Here is a 15,743-nt window from a genome sequence, read left to right as displayed (position 1 = left end):
GAACGAATCGTGGCCGGTGGCCTTTCGGCCGATGCGTCACCGCCGGTCACCACCGGATCACGGTGACGCGACGAAGGCGGGCCCCTCCCCGCGCCCGAGGCGTCGGGAAGGGGCCCGTTCCCGCCGGTCAGGCGCCGCGCAGGGTGGCGCCGAAGCGCTCCGTGACCACCGCGACCGCGGCGTCCCGGGCGGCCACCGCCTCCTCCACGGTCAGGGTGCGGTCCAGCGCCCGGAAGGTGAGCTTGTACGCCAGCGACCGGCGTCCCGCGCCGAGCTGCTCGGAGGCGTACACGTCGAAGAGCCGGACCCCCTCCAGCAGCTCCCCGGCGCCGTCCACGAGGGCCTGCTGCACCTGCTCCGCCGGCACCGAGGCGTCCAGCACCAGCGCCACGTCGATCAGCGCCGGCGGGAAGCCGGAGACGGTCGGCGCGGGCGCCACCGGCGCGGCCGGCAGCGCGTCCAGGTTCAGCTCCATCGCGCAGGTCCGCCGGGGCAGCTCCAGCCCCGCCACGACCGACGGGTGCAGCTCGCCGGCGTGACCGACGACGACGCCGTCGACCAGCAGCGCGGCGCAGCGGCCCGGGTGCCAGGGCGCGTACTCGGCGGCGCGGACCTCGATCCGGTCGGCCGGAAGGTCGGCGGCGGCGAGCACGTCCCGGCCGGCCTGCACGGCGTCCGCCCAGCCGGCCGCCCGGCCGGCGCCCCACCAGCCGGCCGGCTCGATCTCGCCGGCCAGCACGACCGCGACGTGCCGGGGCTGGTCGGGCACCACCGCGTCGGCGGCGGCGAACTCGGCGTCGGTGGGACGCCGGTCCACGCCCATCGCCGGCGGGCTGCCGGCGTCGGGACGCGGGTGGAAGACCGCCCCGACCTCGAAGAGCGCGAGGTCGCGGTGACCACGGCCGAGGTTGCGCTTCAAGATGCCGAGCAGCGGGCCGAGCAGCGTGGTGCGCAGCAGCGGCTCCTCCTCCGACAGCGGGTTGGCCAGCCGCACCGCCGACCGCCGCGGGTCGTCGGCGGGCAGGCCGAGCTGGTCGGCGAGCTCCGGCGCGGCGAACGGGTGCGCGAGCACCTCCACGTAGCCCCGCTCGGACAGCGCCCGGGCCACCGCACGACGGCGGCGCTGCGCGGCGGTCAGGCCACGGCCGGCCGGCGCGGTCGGCAGCACCGACGGCACCCGGTCGTACCCGTCGAGGCGGACCACCTCCTCGACCAGGTCGGCCGGGTCGGTCAGGTCGGGCCGCCAGGTCGGCGGGGTCACGGTGAGCACGTCGCCCTCGCCCGCGGCGACACCCACCTCGCCCGGGTCCTCGCCCAGCCGGTCGGCGCCCCGCGCGACGGTGCAGCCGACCTGCTCCAGCAGGTCGACCACCCGCTGCGCCGGGTAGTCGACCCCGATCCGCCGCGACGGCAGGTCGACGGGGAGGACGACCGGCCGCATCGGCCGCACGTGGTCGATGTCGAGGATCTCGTCGCCGGCCACGCCGCCGCCGTGCTCGGTGAGCAGGCCGACGGCACGCTCCAGGGCGACCAGCGGCAGCGCCGGGTCGACACCCCGCTCCCACCGCTTCGCCGCCTCGCTGAACAGCTTGTGCCGGCGGGCGGTCCGGCCCACCATCACCGGGTCCCAGTGCGCGGCCTCGAAGAGCACGTCGGTGGTGCCGGCGACGACCTCGCTGGTCTCGCCGCCCATCACCGCGGCCAACGAGATCGGCCCGGTGTCGTCGCAGATGACCATGTCCTCGGCGGTGAGCGTGCGGGCGACACCGTCCAGGGTGGTCAGCTTCTCCCCCGCCTCGGCGCGGCGGACCACCAGCGGGCCGGTGATCCGCTCGGCGTCGAACGCGTGCATCGGCTGGCCCAGTTCGAGCATCACGTAGTTGGTGATGTCGACCGGCAGCGAGATGCTGCGGATGCCGGCCACGGTGAGCCGCTGCGCCATCCAGCCGGGGGTCCGCGCGGTGGGATCGACGCCCCGGACCATCCGGGCGGCGAACCGGTCGCAGCCGACGGTGTCGCGCACCTCCACCGGGTACGCCGGCGCGTCGGTGCCGGCCGGGGCGGGCGCCAGGCCCGGGTCGCGGAACGACAGGCCGAGGGCGTGCGCCAGCTCGCGGGCGATGCCGCGCACGCTCAACGCGTACCCCCGGTCCGGGGTGATCTCCAGCTCGGCCACGACGTCGTCGAGTCCGACCACGGGGCGCGCGTCGTCGCCCGGCTTGGCCGGGCTGTCGGCCGGCAGCACGATGATGCCGGAGTGGTCGTCGCCCAGGCCCAGCTCCTTCGCCGAGCAGATCATGCCCGCGGACATGCGCCCGTACGTCTTGCGCGCGCCGATGGTGAAGTTCCCCGGGAGCACGCCGCCGGGGAGGATCACCACGACCTTGTCGCCGGGGGCGAAGTTGCGCGCCCCGCAGACGATCTGCTGCGGCTCGCCGGTGCCGTTGGCGGCGCCGACGTCGACCAGGCAGTAGCGGATCGGCTTCTTGAAGCCGGTGAGCTCCTCGATCTCGCGGACCTCACCGACCACCAACTGACCGGTGACGGTCCGGCGCAGGTCCACCATCGACTCGACCTCGATGCCGAGGTCGACCAGGGACTGCTCCAGGTCCTCGGTGGGCAGGTCGGCCGGGAGGTCGACGTACTCCCGCAGCCAACTGACAGAAACTCGCATGACTCAGACCACCGTCTCCATGACTCGTACCCGCATCGCCTACGCCGCCCCGGTGCCGAGCGCGCGGGTGAACCGCACGTCGCCCTCGAACAGGTCCCGGATGTCACCGGCCCCGTGCCGGACCATCAGGGTCCGGTCGATGCCCATGCCGAAGGCGAATCCGGAGTAGACCTCCGGGTCGATCCCGCAGGCGCGCAGCACCCGCGGGTTCACCATGCCGCAGCCGCCCCACTCGACCCACCGCGGCCCGTCCCGGTGCTCGGGGAACCAGACGTCGAACTCGGCCGACGGCTCGGTGAAGGGGAAGTAGTGCGGCCGCCACCGGGTCTTCGCCTCCGGCCCGAAGATCGCCCGGGCGAAGTGGTCCAGGGTGCCACGCAGGTGCGCCATCGTGATGCCCTTGTCGACCACCAGCCCCTCTGCCTGGTGGAACACCGGGCTGTGGGTGGCGTCCACCTCGTCGGTGCGGTAGACCCGCCCGGGGCAGATCACGTAGATCGGCGGCTTGCGGCTGAGCATGGTGCGGGTCTGCACGGTGGAGGTGTGGGTGCGCAGGACCAGGCCGGAGCCCTCCGGCGCGATGTGGAAGGTGTCCATCAGCCCGCGCGCCGGGTGGTCGGCGGGGATGTTCAGCGCGTCGAAGTTGGTCCACTCCAGCTCGACCTCGGGGCCCTCGGCCACCTCGTAGCCCATCCCGACGAAGAGGTCGCTGATCTGCTCCATCAGGGTGGCCAGCGGGTGACGGGCGCCCCTCGGGCGGCGGTCGTACGGCAGGGTCACGTCGACCCGCTCCTCGACCAGCACCCGGGCGGCCTGCTCCCGCTCCAGGACCTCCTGGCGGGCGGCGTACGCGGACTCGATCGACCGGCGGGCCTCGTTGACCCGCTTGCCCGCGTCGGACTTCGCGGCCGGCGGCAGCGCGCCGATCTCGCGGCGCGCGAGGGAGACCGGCGCCCGGTCACCGAGGTGCGCGGGACGCAGCGCGGTCAGCGCGTCGGGATCGGCGGCCCCGGCGAACGCCTTCTCGGCGTCGGCCACGGCCTCGGCCAGGGCGGCCGGGTCCAGCAGGGCGACCTGCTTCGGGTCGTACGGATCGTTGCGGTAGCTCATGGCGTACGGGCACTCCCTCACGGCGGCGCCGGCCCTCACGGGCGGCTAGGCGAGTCTACGGACGCGCGGCTGTGCCGCTGCCCGCCGGTGGGAGTTGCGCAGGAGGAAGGGTCAGGCCCGCCGCCCGCCGACACCGGCGGGCTGGCTAAACGAACGCCGTGGCGCGTTCATCATCCGGGACGACTCCCCTGTCTGGCATGGGTGCGCGACGAAGGTCAGCGCAGTGCTCTGGCTGAAGCGTACAGGCAGACCGCGGCGGCCGCAGCCAGGTTGAGGCTCTCCGCGCGCCCGTGCAGCGGCACCCGGACCCGGGCGTCGGCGGCGGCCGCCAGCTCCTCCGGCAGCCCGTGCGCCTCCGAGCCGAAGAGCCAGGCGGTGGGGGCGGCGAGCCGCCCGTAGTCGATGAGATCGTCGAGGTCGCTGTCGCCGTACCCGGTGGTGGCGAAGACGGAGAGGCCGGCCGCGCGGAGCGCGTCGACCACCGCGCGGGGGTCCGGGGCGCGGACCACGTCGACGTGGAAGAGGCTGCCGGCGGAGGAGCGCACGCACTTGCCGTTGTAGGGGTCGACCGCGTCGCCGGCGAAGACCACCGCGCCCGCGCCCGCCGCGTCGGCGGTGCGCAGCACCGTGCCGGCGTTGCCCGGGTCGCGGATCCCGGCGAGCACCGCGACCAGCCGGGGCTCCCGGGCCAGGGCCGCGTCCAGGGGTACGTCGAGGTGCCGGCAGACCGCGACCAGGCCCTGCGGGGCGACGGTCTCGGCGAGCGCGGCGAGCCCCTCGTCGGTCACCTCGGAGACGGGCACGTCGGCCCGGGCGGCCTCGGCCGCGAGGTCGGCGTACCGGTCGAGGGCGGCCGGCGTGCCGAAGAGTTCGGTGACCGTGTCGGGGCGGGCCAGGGCCTCGCGGACGGCCTGCGGCCCCTCGGCCAGGAACCGGCCGGCGGCGTCGCGGTCCCGGCGGCGCTGGAGCCGGCGGGCGGCGACGACCCGCGGGGTACGCGGGGTGAACGGGCCGGAGACAGCGTCGAGGCGCCTCCCGCGCGATGGTGACTGCATGGGAGACGCCTCGATCTCTGCTACGGGTGGATCAGGCGGCCTGAGCCGCGGCGCCACCGGTGCCCTCGGCCGCCACGGCGGCGCGGGCCAGCTCGACGATCGCGGCGAACGCCGCGGCGTCGTTGACGGCCAGGTCGGCCAGGATCTTGCGGTCGACCTCGATGCCGGCCAGGCGCAGGCCCTGGATCAGCCGGTTGTAGGTCATGCCGTTGGCCCGGGCGCCAGCGTTGATGCGCTGGATCCAGAGCTGCCGGAAGTCGCCCTTGCGGTCGCGACGGTCCCGGTAGGCGTACTGCATCGAGTGCAGCACCTGCTCCTTGGCCTTGCGGTACAGCCGGGAGCGCTGACCGCGGTAACCGCTCGCGGTCTCCAGCAGGGTACGACGCTTCTTCTGGGCGTTCACAGCCCGCTTGACGCGTGCCATCTCAACTCCTTCTTCGGTTCAGGTGGCGCGCGTCAGCGGCCGAGCAGCTTCTTGATGCGCTTGACGTCGACCTTGGCCAGCTCGATCGTGCCGGTCAGCCGCCGGGTCTGCCGGGAGGGCTTCTTCTCCAGGTTGTGGCGAAGGCCGGCCTGCTGGGCAACGATCTTGCCCTTGCCGGTCACCTTGACCCGCTTGCCCATACCCGTGTGGCTCTTCATCTTCGGCATGTGGAACGTCTCTCCCCTGTTACTGACCGCTGGTGTCGGCGGTCGTGCCGGTCTCACCGGCTGCTGCGGTCTCGCCGGCCGCCGGGGTCTCGCCACCTGCCGGGGCGGCGGACTCCTCCGCGGCCCGGTCCCGGGGAGCACCGCGGGACGCCGTCGCGGCGACCGCGGAGGCCTTGACGGCCCGGTGCGGAGCGAGAACCATGATCATGTTTCGGCCGTCCTGCTTCGGTGCGGCCTCGACGTATCCCAGCTCCGTGATCTCGGACTCGAGCCGACGCAGGAGCCGGTAACCCAGCTCCGGGCGGCTCTGCTCGCGACCGCGGAACATGATCGTCACCTTGACCTTGTCGCCGGCCTTGAGGAACCGCACCACGTGACCCTTCTTGGTCTCGTAGTCGTGCGGGTCGATCTTCGGCCGGAGCTTCATCTCCTTGATGACGGTCTGCTGCTGGTTACGCCGCGCTTCGCGCGCCTTGAGTGCGCTCTCGTACTTGAACTTGCCGAAGTCCATGAGCTTGCACACCGGTGGGCGCGCCATCGGCGCAACCTCGACCAGGTCCAGGTCGACGTCCGCGGCCAGCTGCAGGGCGCGCTCCAGCGGGACGATGCCCACCTGCTCACCCTCAGGGCCGACCAGTCGGACCTCACGTGCCCGGATCTGCTCGTTCACGCGTGGTTCGACGCTGATGGGGCCTCCTCGAGTCGGTTCTCCTGCGTGTGGCGACCCCGTGGGCTCCCGGATGGGAGCCGTCCGGAAAGCAGAAGGCCCCGGCGCATGCCAGGGCCCGCTCGACCGGTCGGCACGATCACATGATCGCGCATCCGGAACCGGGATGTCCCCGGAACCGGTGACCGGACCCGGCCGCCGTCAGGGGCAACTCGGGTGGGAGCAGGCGCTCCGCTTCGAGACCGCCCGCACGTCGGAACGGGGGCAGTCTGGTCGACTCGGCAACACTACACCCTCACCGCAGTCAGCCCCAAACCGGGCTGGCAGCTCAGCGCGGCAGCTCAGCGGGGGGTCGGGTCACCGGCGAGCGTCGCCAGGTGGGCCTGGTGCAGCCGGCGCAGCGCGCGCACCCCCTCGACCGCGATCTCCTTGTCGGCGGCCTGCAGGGCCACCATCGGCAGCAGGTCGTCGTCGTGCAGCTCCAGGCTGGCCCAGGGGGCGCCCCGGTCGAAGCGCACCCCGCGGACGACCTCCCAGGGCAGCTCGTACGAGCCGACCACGTTGCGCACCCGCACCCCCCGGGCGTCCGCCTCCACCCGCGGGCGGGTGAAGAGCAGGATGCCCAGCGCGCCGAGCACACCGAGACCGATCATGGCGAGCTGGTCGCCGCGCTGGAAGCTGCCGTAGCCGTTACCGGTCGGGCCGGTCAACGAGGTGGCGACCAGGCTGAAGACCACCAGCAGCGCGGCGGCCGAGGCCCAGCAGACCACCCGCACGCGGCGGGGCTTGAGGCGGATCAGCTCGATGTCGCTCACCCCACCAGTCTGCCACCCGCTCCGGGCCGGCGTTCCGCCGCCACACGGGTCCGCGTCCGCCGGCCGGCGCCCCGGCCACGTCGTCGGCCGGCCGGCGGCCGGGGGCGCCGAAGGCGGTCAGCGGCCGGGGGCGCCGAGGGCGGTCACCGGCGAAGCGCGGCCGGCCGTTCGGCGGGCTCGGCCGGCGCCGGCGCGGTCCGGGCACCGGGCGCACCCCGACCGGCCACCACCGCCGCGACGAGGGTGAGCACCGCGCCGGCCAGCACCGGCCAGCGCAGCCCCGGGCCGCCGGGCAGCAGGTCCAGCAGCAGCCCGCCGCCGAGCTGACCGGCGACCAGCGCCAGGCCGGTCCGCAGCACCCCGACCGCGCGGACGCCGACCACCAGGCTGGCCACGATGCCGACGCCGAGCAGTCCCCCGACGTAGAGGTACCAGTCGTCCGGCCAGGTGGTTCCCGGTCCGGTGAACGCGCCGGCCAGCGCGGCGACGAGCAGCACGACCGGCGTGGCGGTGGCGAAGTTGACCGCCACCCCGGCGGCGGGCGAGCCGGCTGCGGAGATCCGGCCGTTGAGGGCGGACTGGAGCGCGACGGCGACGCCGCCGAGGACGGCGAGCAGCACCAGCCCGACGGCCAGTTCACCCAGGGGCTGGCCGGCCTGGGCCAGGGCGACCGCCGCCACCCCGAGCAGCGCGCCGGCCAGCCGGGGCCCGGTCAGCGGCAGCCGGCCGACCGGGGCGAGGCCGGCCCGGTCCACCGCCAGCCCGCCGACGCTGCCCCCGGCGACCTGGGCGATCGTGAAGAGCGCCACCCCGAGCACCGGCACGACGTAGGCGCCGAGCAGCACGATGGCCGCGCCGCCCAGCCCACCGAGGTACGACCACCACGGGGGCCGGGCCCGGCGCAGCGCCACCAGGCCGGCCCGCATGGACGGCAGCGCCAGCCCCACCAGGACCAGCAGGACCCCGCCGAGGTTGTTGACCACCGCGCCGAGGGTGGCGTTGCCGACCCGCTCGCCCAGCTCGGCGTTGACCACGCCCTGCGCCGCCCCGGCCACCCCGCCCAGGGCGACCAGGGCCAGGGCGACCCCGGACGGCGGCGTTCTCACAGCCGGCAGGCGTGGATGTTGGTGACCAGGATGGCGCGGGCGCCGAGGTCGTACAGCTCGTCCATGATCCGGTGCACGTCCTCGCTGAGCACCATCGCCTGGACGGCGACCCAGCCCTCCCGGTGCAGCGGGGAGACGGTCGGCGACTCGATGCCCGGGGTCAGCGAGCTGGCCCGGTCCAGCAGGCCGGCCGGCACGTCGTAGGCGAGCATCACGTAGCGGCGGGCGACCAGCACCCCGTGCAGCCGGCGCACCAACTGCTCGGCCTGCGGGTGGTTCGGCGCCCCGGTGCGCCGGACCAGCACCGCCGACGAGCGCAGCAGCGGGTCGCCGAAGACGACCAGGCCGGCCTGGCGCAGGGTGGCGCCGGTCTCCACCACGTCGGCGACGACGTCGGCGACGCCGAGCCGGATGGCGTTCTCCACCGCGCCGTCCAGGCGGATCACGTCGGCCTTGACGCCCACGTCGCCGAGGTACCGCTCGACCAGCCCCGGGTACGCGGTGGCGATCCGGTGCCCACCCAGCTCCTGCACCGAGTGGACGTCGTCGGGGCGGGCGGCGAAGCGGAAGGTGGCCCGGCCGAAGGCCAGGTCCACCACCTCCTCCGCCGGCGCGCCGGAGTCGATCAGCAGGTCCCGGCCGGTGATCCCGACGTCGAGGTCACCGGAGCCGACGTAGGTGGCGATGTCCTTGGGGCGCAGGTAGAAGAACTCGATGTCGTTGGACTCGTCCCGGCAGACCAGGTCCTTCGGGTCGCTGCGCTGGCGGTAACCCGCCTCGCGCAGCATCTCGGCGGCCTTCTCGGCCAGGGCGCCCTTGTTCGGTACGGCGACACGCAGCATGACGGAGTGCTCCTTCGATCAGGTGTGATCAACGACGGGGCGCACTCACAGATGTCGGTAGACGTCCTTGAGCTCGAGACCACTGGCGAGCATCAGCACCTGCACCTGGTAGAGCAGCTGGGAGATCTCCTCGGCGGTCCGCTCCGGCCCCTCGTACTCGGCGGCCATCCACGACTCGGCCGCCTCCTCGACGACCTTCTTGCCGATGAAGTGCACGCCCTTGTCCAAGGCGGCGACCGTGCCCGAGCCCGGGGTGCCGGCGGCGGCCTTGGCCTGCAGCTCGGCGAACAACTCCTCGAACGTCTTCACGGGAGGCGATTCTTCCAGTCACCGTCCGGCGACGCGCGCTCCGGGTCCGGCCGTGTCGGCGTTTCCCGCCGGACGGTCGAGCCCCACCCACACATTTGCGGCGTGTCGCGGGCTCCCCGGTCGGGGAGAGCGCGACACGCCGCGAATGAGGCCGGTCGACGACCGGTGCGGGGTCAGCGGCCGAAGCCGACCCGGTGGCCGTTCGCCGCGACCGCGTCGCGGATGGCCAGCGCCGCGTCGAGGGCGGCGACGGTCGCCGCCCAGCCCTTGTCCTCCGCCGAGCCGGGCAGCCCGGCCCGGTCCCGGGCCTGCTCGATGTTCTCCACGGTGAGCACCCCGTGGGCCACCGGCTTCCCCTCGTCGAGCGCCACCCGGGTGAGGCCGTCGGTCACCGACCGGCAGACGTAGTCGAAGTGCGCGGTCGCGCCGCGGACCACCACCCCGAGGGCGACCACCACGTCGCAGCGGCGGGCCAGCGCCTGGGCCACCACCGGCAGCTCCACCGAGCCGGCCACCCGGGCGACGACCGCCCGCGCGCCGCACGCCTCCGCCGCCGCCACCGCCCGGTCGAGCATGTGGTCGGTCAGGTCGGCGTGCCAGCGCGCCGCCACCACCCCGACGGTCAGCCCGGCGGCGTCCACCGTGGTCACCCCGGGTTCACCGAATCCCGCCATCTCTCTACGCTCCGATCTCGTCGATCTCACCACCGGCGACCGGCCGGCCCATCGGGGCCTCGGTCACCTCGTCCAACTCGTCCAGCAGGTGACCCATCCGGTCCCGCTTGGTACGCAGGTAGCGCACGTTCTCCGGGTGCGGCCGGACCGGCAGCCCCTCGCGGCCGGTGATGGTCAGCCCGTACCCCTCCAGCCCGGCCCGCTTTGCCGGGTTGTTGGTGAGCAGCCGCATCGACCGCACGCCCAGGTCGTAGAGGATCTGCGCGCCGGTGCCGTAGTCCCGGGCGTCGGCGGGCAGCCCCAGGTCGAGGTTCGCGTCCACGGTGTCCCGCCCCTGGTCCTGGAGCTGGTACGCCTGGAGCTTGTGCAGCAGCCCGATGCCGCGACCCTCGTGGCCGCGCACGTAGAGCACCACCCCCCGCCCCTCCCGGGCCACCCGGGCCAGGGAGGCCTGCAACTGCGGGCCGCAGTCGCAGCGCAGCGAGCCGAAGACGTCCCCGGTCAGGCACTCCGAGTGCACCCGCACCAGCACGTCCCGCCCGTCGCCGATCTCGCCGTAGACCATCGCGACGTGCTCGGCCGTGTCGTGCTCGGCGCGGTAGCCCAGCGCCCGGAACACCCCGTACTGGGTGGGCATCCGGGCGTCGGCGACCTGCTCGACCTGTTTCTCGTGCCGCCGCCGGTACGCCACCAGGTCGGCGATGGTGATCAGGGTCAGCGAGTGCTCCGCGCAGAACTTCTCCAGGTCCGGCAGGCGCATCATGGTGCCGTCGTCGTTGACCATCTCGCAGAGCACGCCGGCCGGGCGCAGCCCGGCCATCCGGGTCAGGTCGATGGCCGCCTCGGTGTGCCCGGGCCGCCGCAGCACCCCACCGGCGCGGGCGCGCAGCGGCACCACGTGGCCGGGGCGGGCCAGGTCGGTCGGGCCGGTGGACGGGTCGGCGAGCAGCCGGATGGTGTGCGCCCGGTCGGCGGCGGAGATGCCGGTGCTGATCCCCTCCCGGGCGTCCACGGTCACCGCGTAGGCGGTGCCGCGCCGGTCCTGGTTGGTGTGGTGCATCGGCGGCAGGTCCAGCCGGTCGCACTCGCTCTCGGTGAGCGGCGCGCAGATGTAGCCGGAGGTGTAGCGGACCATGAACGCGACCAGCTCCGGGGTGGCCAGTTCGGCCGCGAAGATCAGGTCTCCCTCGTTCTCCCGGTCCTCGTCGTCGACCACGACGACGGGCCGACCGGCGGCGATGTCGGCCACCGCGTCCTCGATGCTGGCGAACGTGGTCATGCGACGACCTCCGAGTAGGTGGACGGAACCGGTCGGGACGCCGGCCGGGGGGCCCGCGAGCTGCGCCACCAGGCGACCATCCCCCAGACGCAGAAGGCCCCGTAGAGCAGGTACATGGCCGCCGACGGGTAGAACCCGCCGCGCAGCAGCAGCGGCACGCCGACGGCGTCGACGGCGATCCAGATGAGCCAGAACTCCACCCAGCCGCGGGCCATCCCGTAGGTGGCGAGCAGGCTGCCGGTGAGGATCCAGGCGTCCGGCAGCGGACCCCACGAGCCGAGCGCGGCGAGCACGGGGTACGCGGCGGCGGTGCCGAGCACCGCGGCCAGCAGCAGGCCGAGCCGCTCCCGGCCGGTGGCCCAGCGCGGCGTCACCGCGGCCCCCTCGCCGTCCGTGCCCGCCCGGCGGTTGCGCGACCAGCGCCACCAGCCGTACACGCTGACGGCGAAGAAGAAGACCTGGCGGCCGGCCTGGCCGTAGAGGTCGTGCGCCTGCGGGGTGAGGAAGACGCCGCCGAGGAAGACGGTGAACAGCAGCGCGTTGCCGATCATGCCGACCGGCCAGGCCCAGACCAGCCGGCGCAGGCCGAGCAGGGCGGAGGCCAGGCCGAAGCCGTTGCCGACGATCTCCCGGACCAGCACCGGCGAGCCGGCGATCTGGACCTGGGCCTCGAGCAGCCAGCCGAGCGGGCCCATCAGCGCTCACCGCCCGGGAGCCCGGCGCCGCCGGCGAGACGGTCGCCGAGCAGCCGCTCGACGTACTTGGCCAGCACGTCGACCTCCAGGTTGACCGGGTCGCCGACGCCCTTGGCGCCGAGCGTGGTCAGCTTCAGGGTGGTGGGGATCAGCCCGACGGCGAACCAGTCGTCGCCGACCGCCGCCACGGTCAGCGAGACGCCGTCGATGGTGATGGAGCCCTTCTCCACCACGTACCGGGCCAGGGCGGCGGGGAGCCGGAAGCGGACCGTCTCCCACTGCTCGGCGGGCTCCCGCCCGACGATCTCGCCGACCCCGTCGACGTGCCCCTGCACCAGGTGGCCGCCGAGGCGGCTGCCCAGCGCGGCGGCCCGCTCCAGGTTGACCGCGTCGCCCGGGCGCAGCGCGCCGAGCGCCGAGCGGCGCAGCGTCTCCCCCATCACGTCGGCGGTGAAGACGCCGCCGTCGACGTCGACCACGGTGAGACAGACCCCGTTGACGGAGATGGAGTCGCCGTGCCGGGCGTCGGAGGTGACCAGCGGGCCGCGGATCGCGACCAGCGCGGAGTCACCTCCGGTGTCGGCGATCCGGACGATCTCGCCCAACTCCTCGACGATGCCGGTGAACATGTCAGGCCTCCCTCTTCCGGGGCAGCGCGGTGATCCGCAGGTCGGGACCGACCTGCGTAACATCGGTGAGTTCCAATTCGATGGCGTCGGCGACGGTCGTCACGCCGGCGTCGAGCAGCGCGGTCGGGCCGGCGCCGAGCAGCTTCGGCGCGACGTAGCCGACCACCTTGTCGACCAGCCCGGCGGCGAGGAACGCGCCGGCCAGCCGGGGGCCGCCCTCCAGCAGCGCGGCCCGTACCCCGCGGCGGTGCAGCTCGGCCAGGAGCGCCGGCAGGTCGACCCGGCCGTCCGGGCCGGCCCCGACCTCCGCCGCGGTGGCGATCCAGGTGCGGGCGACGCCGTCGCGGACCCGGGCCCCGACCGGGGTACGCCCGGAGCTGTCCACCACCACCCGCAGCGGCTGCCGGATGGCGAGGCTGCCGTCGCGCAGGTTGCGGGCGGTGAGCCGGGGGTCGTCGGCCAGCACGGTGCCCACCCCGGCGATCACCGCGTCGACCGTGCCGCGCAGGGCGTGCACGTCGATCCGGGCGGCCTCCGAGGTGATCCACATGCTGGTGCGGTCGGCCGCCGCCGACCGGCCGTCGAGGGTGGCGGCGTACTTCCAGATCACGTACGGCCAGCCGCGACGCATCGAGGTCAGCCAGGCGACGTTGCCGACCTCCGCCTCGTCGGCGCGTACCCCGAACTCGACCTGGATCCCGGCGGCACGCAGCGTGGCGGCCCCGCCGGAGGCGACCGGGTTGGGGTCCGGCACGGCGATCACCACGTGGGCGACCCCGGCCTGGATCAGCGCGAGGCTGCACGGGCCGGTGCGGCCGGTGTGGTCGCAGGGTTCGAGGGTGACCACCGCGGTGCCGCCGCGGGCGCGCTCCCCGGCCTGGGCCAGCGCGACGATCTCGGCGTGCGGTCCGCCCGCGTACGCGTGGAAACCCTCTCCGACGACCACGCCGTCCGGATCGAGCAGGACGCAGCCGACGACCGGGTTGGGGCTGGTGGCGCCGAGCCCGCGGGCGGCGAGCACGATGGCGCGACGCATCGCCTCGTCGACGTGGTCGGCGGCCATGACCTTGCCCTCTCACTCGCCGGTTCACGCGCGTGGCGGTGACGGGAGGAGCAGTGGGCAGGCGGCGGCGAGAGCCGGGAACGGCACAGCCGGCCCCGGGGAACCCACGCGCGGCTGGATGACAGCGACAAGCGCGCAGGGTCGCCCCGTCCCGCGCGCTGTCTCCCATCCGGACTTTCTGGGTGCGGAAACCTCCCGCTCCCAACCGTCGGCCCCGGATTCTCACCAGGTCCACCGGGCGGCCTGAGCCGTCCGGGTCGCGGGCTTACCACGGTCTGACCGTGGATCACCGCCGGTTCGGAATTTCACCGAGCCCCGCCAGCGCGTGGTGGGTACAAGCGAAGTCTTACACGTTCGGCGCGCCGTTGCGCCACCCGCGCGAGGTACCTCACACCCCGTCGGCGCGGCGCCGGTCGACCGCGACGTACGACCCGGGCTGGCTCTTGGCGACCGTCTTCATCTCCGAGGCCACCGCGATGGCGGCGAGCGGGTCGGTGAAGCGCTTCGTGGCGTCGGAGAGCGAGACGCCGATCGAGAGGGTGACCAGAGCGGCCCGGCGGATGTTGCCGCGCCGGTCCTTGAGCTCGACGAAGCCGCGCTCCCGGTCGGTCGGGTCGTAGAGGGTGTCGGCGGACTTCTCGAAGTCGACCACCGCGCGGGAGGTGAGCGGGCGGATCTGCTCCGGGGTGCAGACGATCACGAAGTCGTCCCCGCCCACGTGGCCGAGGAAGGCCGGCGGCAGCCCGATCGCGACCACCGCCCGGTGCAGGCTGCGGGCGAGCGCGGAGATGAACTCGTCGCCACGGACGAAGCCGTACCGGTCGTTGACGCTCTTGAACCGGTCGATGTCGATGTAGCCGACCGCGTAGTCGACCCCGCTGCGCACCCGGTCGCTGATCTCCCGGCGGATCCGGCTGTTGCCGGGCAGCCCGGTCAGCGGGGAGACCTCGCGGAACTCCTTGTTGCGGCGCAGGGTGGAGCTGACCCGGGCCACCAGCTCGGCGGTGTCGAAGGGTTTGACCAGGTAGTCGTCGGCCCCGGCACTGAGGCCGTGCACCTTGTCCACGGTCATCCCCTTGGCGGTGAGCATGATCACCGGCAGGGCGGAGGTCATCGGGTCGGCGCGCAACCGGCGGGTCAGCTCCAGCCCGTCGATCCGCGGCATCATCAGGTCCACCACGGCCAGATCCGGCCGGTGCTGCTCGATCATCTCGAGCGCCTCCTGGCCGTCGCCGGCGTGGATCACCTCGAAGCCGTGCAACCGCAGGTTGAACTCGACGAAGCGGGCGATGTCCTCATCGTCGTCGACGACCAGGATGACGTCGGGTCGGTCGCCGGCCGGGTCCACCTCAGGCCCCGGTGACCGCGCGTTCCGCGAGCCCTCGCAGGCGGCGGACCGCCTCCGCCGGGTCGGCCGCGCCGTAGACGGCGGTGCCGGCCACGAACGCGTCGGCGCCGGCCGCCGCGGCCTGCTCGATGGTGTCGGCGGCGATCCCGCCGTCGACCTCGATCCGCAGCTCCAGGTGGCCGGTGTCGACGTGCCGGCGGGCGGCGCGGACCTTGTCCAGCAACTGCGGGATGAACCGCTGCCCGCCGAACCCGGCCTTGATCGTCATGATCAGCAGGGTGTCGAAGCTCGGCAGCAGCTCCAGGTACGGCTCGATCGGGGTGTCCCGGTCGATCGCCAGCCCCGCCTTGGCGCCGGCCGAGCGCAGATCCTTGGCCAGGGCCACCGGATCGTCGCAGGCCTCCGCGTGGAAGGTGACGTTGTAGGCGCCCGCGTCGGCGTAGCCGGGGGCCCAGCGGCGCGGGTCGGTGATCATGAGGTGCACGTCGAACGGGATCTGGGTCACCGCCCGCAGGCTCTGCACCACCGGTAGCCCGATGGTCAGGTTCGGTACGAAGTGGTTGTCCATCACGTCGACGTGCAGCCAGTCCGCGGCGTTCTCCACGGCACGGACCTCGTCGGCGAGGTGGGCGAAATCGGCGGCGAGGATGCTGGGCGCGACGATCGGCGGCGGTACGGTCACGGGGCCAGTGTACGAACGCGGCGATCCACCGCGGACATCGCGGCTCCACCGGGAACGCGCTGTGACCCAGGCGTGACCGGTGGTGCAGAATCGGACCTCTCGGAACCGTAAACCGGACGAAAGGCCATCGGCGACTGGCCGTTC

17 protein-coding genes and 1 riboswitch are annotated in these 15,743 nt (G+C 73.9%); all 17 genes read right to left on the bottom strand.

What is annotated here, in order from left to right:
* Positions 1-127 precede the first annotated feature (127 nt).
* Positions 128-2,674, bottom strand: coding sequence for a phenylalanine--tRNA ligase subunit beta (gene pheT, locus AC5L3Z_RS26510; RefSeq protein ID WP_494845832.1), 2,547 nt, complete (start codon positions 2,672-2,674; stop codon positions 128-130).
* 39 nt (positions 2,675-2,713) lie between these two features.
* Positions 2,714-3,784, bottom strand: a complete 1,071-nt coding sequence (pheS, locus tag AC5L3Z_RS26505) for a phenylalanine--tRNA ligase subunit alpha (protein ID WP_494845831.1) — start codon at positions 3,782-3,784, stop codon at positions 2,714-2,716.
* A gap of 215 nt (positions 3,785-3,999) precedes the next feature.
* Complete coding sequence (locus AC5L3Z_RS26500; protein WP_494845829.1) at positions 4,000-4,839, bottom strand: TrmH family RNA methyltransferase; 840 nt, start codon at positions 4,837-4,839, stop codon at positions 4,000-4,002.
* A gap of 31 nt (positions 4,840-4,870) precedes the next feature.
* Positions 4,871-5,263, bottom strand: coding sequence for a 50S ribosomal protein L20 (gene rplT, locus AC5L3Z_RS26495; RefSeq protein WP_030335718.1), 393 nt, complete (start codon positions 5,261-5,263; stop codon positions 4,871-4,873).
* A gap of 32 nt (positions 5,264-5,295) precedes the next feature.
* Complete coding sequence (gene rpmI / locus AC5L3Z_RS26490) at positions 5,296-5,490, bottom strand: 50S ribosomal protein L35 (protein ID WP_334532176.1); 195 nt, start codon at positions 5,488-5,490, stop codon at positions 5,296-5,298.
* 19 nt (positions 5,491-5,509) lie between these two features.
* Positions 5,510-6,160, bottom strand: a complete 651-nt coding sequence (infC, locus tag AC5L3Z_RS26485; protein ID WP_494845827.1) for a translation initiation factor IF-3 — start codon at positions 6,158-6,160, stop codon at positions 5,510-5,512.
* A gap of 338 nt (positions 6,161-6,498) precedes the next feature.
* Positions 6,499-6,972: a PH domain-containing protein gene (locus tag AC5L3Z_RS26480; RefSeq protein ID WP_494845825.1), complete on the bottom strand. Its 474-nt coding sequence runs from the start codon at positions 6,970-6,972 to the stop codon at positions 6,499-6,501.
* 143 nt (positions 6,973-7,115) lie between these two features.
* Positions 7,116-8,078, bottom strand: coding sequence for a DMT family transporter (locus AC5L3Z_RS26475; RefSeq protein WP_494845824.1), 963 nt, complete (start codon positions 8,076-8,078; stop codon positions 7,116-7,118).
* Positions 8,075-8,920 (bottom strand): ATP phosphoribosyltransferase, encoded by an 846-nt coding sequence (gene hisG / locus AC5L3Z_RS26470; protein ID WP_494845823.1) that lies wholly within the window; start codon positions 8,918-8,920, stop codon positions 8,075-8,077. Before hisG ends, AC5L3Z_RS26475 begins: the two co-directional genes overlap by 4 nt.
* 45 nt (positions 8,921-8,965) lie before the next feature.
* Entirely contained in the window at positions 8,966-9,229 is a 264-nt protein-coding gene (locus AC5L3Z_RS26465) for a phosphoribosyl-ATP diphosphatase (RefSeq protein WP_184184738.1), read from the bottom strand.
* A 173-nt stretch (positions 9,230-9,402) separates the two neighbouring features.
* Positions 9,403-9,903, bottom strand: a complete 501-nt coding sequence (gene ribH, locus AC5L3Z_RS26460) for a 6,7-dimethyl-8-ribityllumazine synthase (RefSeq protein ID WP_334532190.1) — start codon at positions 9,901-9,903, stop codon at positions 9,403-9,405.
* 4 nt (positions 9,904-9,907) lie between these two features.
* Positions 9,908-11,182 carry a bifunctional 3,4-dihydroxy-2-butanone-4-phosphate synthase/GTP cyclohydrolase II gene (locus AC5L3Z_RS26455; protein ID WP_494845821.1) on the bottom strand — a complete coding sequence of 425 codons (1,275 nt, stop codon included), beginning with the start codon at positions 11,180-11,182 and terminating at the stop codon, positions 9,908-9,910.
* Entirely contained in the window at positions 11,179-11,877 is a 699-nt protein-coding gene (gene pnuC, locus AC5L3Z_RS26450) for a nicotinamide riboside transporter PnuC (protein WP_494845820.1), read from the bottom strand. Before pnuC ends, AC5L3Z_RS26455 begins: the two co-directional genes overlap by 4 nt.
* On the bottom strand, positions 11,877-12,506 hold the full coding sequence (locus tag AC5L3Z_RS26445; protein ID WP_494845818.1) for a riboflavin synthase: 630 nt from the start codon (positions 12,504-12,506) through the stop codon (positions 11,877-11,879). The genes pnuC and AC5L3Z_RS26445 overlap by 1 nt, the downstream gene beginning before the upstream one ends.
* 1 nt (position 12,507) lies before the next feature.
* Entirely contained in the window at positions 12,508-13,569 is a 1,062-nt protein-coding gene (gene ribD, locus AC5L3Z_RS26440; RefSeq protein ID WP_494845817.1) for a bifunctional diaminohydroxyphosphoribosylaminopyrimidine deaminase/5-amino-6-(5-phosphoribosylamino)uracil reductase RibD, read from the bottom strand.
* Positions 13,570-13,722: 153 nt separating this feature from the next.
* Positions 13,723-13,896: riboswitch (FMN riboswitch) on the bottom strand.
* A 61-nt stretch (positions 13,897-13,957) separates the two neighbouring features.
* Positions 13,958-14,917, bottom strand: coding sequence for a GGDEF domain-containing response regulator (locus tag AC5L3Z_RS26435; RefSeq protein WP_334532205.1), 960 nt, complete (start codon positions 14,915-14,917; stop codon positions 13,958-13,960).
* Between the two features lies 1 nt (position 14,918).
* Positions 14,919-15,599, bottom strand: a complete 681-nt coding sequence (gene rpe, locus AC5L3Z_RS26430; RefSeq protein ID WP_494845816.1) for a ribulose-phosphate 3-epimerase — start codon at positions 15,597-15,599, stop codon at positions 14,919-14,921.
* Between the last annotated feature and the right edge of the window lie 144 nt (positions 15,600-15,743).

The sequence above is a fragment of the Micromonospora sp. LZ37 genome, from assembly GCF_059359015.1.
This window is presented reverse-complemented; position numbering and strand designations above follow the sequence as displayed.

Bases quoted from the DNA above. Each gene is read 5' to 3' on its own strand.
- ribD (WP_494845817.1), bottom strand. From the start codon at position 13,569: ATGGCCGCCGACCACGTCGACGAGGCGATGCGTCGCGCCATCGTGCTC.
- AC5L3Z_RS26445 (WP_494845818.1), bottom strand. From the start codon at position 12,506: ATGTTCACCGGCATCGTCGAGGAGTTGGGCGAGATCGTCCGGATCGCC.
- hisG (WP_494845823.1), bottom strand. From the start codon at position 8,920: ATGCTGCGTGTCGCCGTACCGAACAAGGGCGCCCTGGCCGAGAAGGCC.
- pheS (WP_494845831.1), bottom strand. From the start codon at position 3,784: ATGAGCTACCGCAACGATCCGTACGACCCGAAGCAGGTCGCCCTGCTG.
- AC5L3Z_RS26500 (WP_494845829.1), bottom strand. From the start codon at position 4,839: ATGCAGTCACCATCGCGCGGGAGGCGCCTCGACGCTGTCTCCGGCCCG.
- AC5L3Z_RS26455 (WP_494845821.1), bottom strand. From the start codon at position 11,182: ATGACCACGTTCGCCAGCATCGAGGACGCGGTGGCCGACATCGCCGCC.
- pheT (WP_494845832.1), bottom strand. From the start codon at position 2,674: ATGCGAGTTTCTGTCAGTTGGCTGCGGGAGTACGTCGACCTCCCGGCC.
- rpmI (WP_334532176.1), bottom strand. From the start codon at position 5,490: ATGCCGAAGATGAAGAGCCACACGGGTATGGGCAAGCGGGTCAAGGTG.
- pnuC (WP_494845820.1), bottom strand. From the start codon at position 11,877: ATGGGCCCGCTCGGCTGGCTGCTCGAGGCCCAGGTCCAGATCGCCGGC.
- ribH (WP_334532190.1), bottom strand. From the start codon at position 9,903: ATGGCGGGATTCGGTGAACCCGGGGTGACCACGGTGGACGCCGCCGGG.
- rplT (WP_030335718.1), bottom strand. From the start codon at position 5,263: ATGGCACGCGTCAAGCGGGCTGTGAACGCCCAGAAGAAGCGTCGTACC.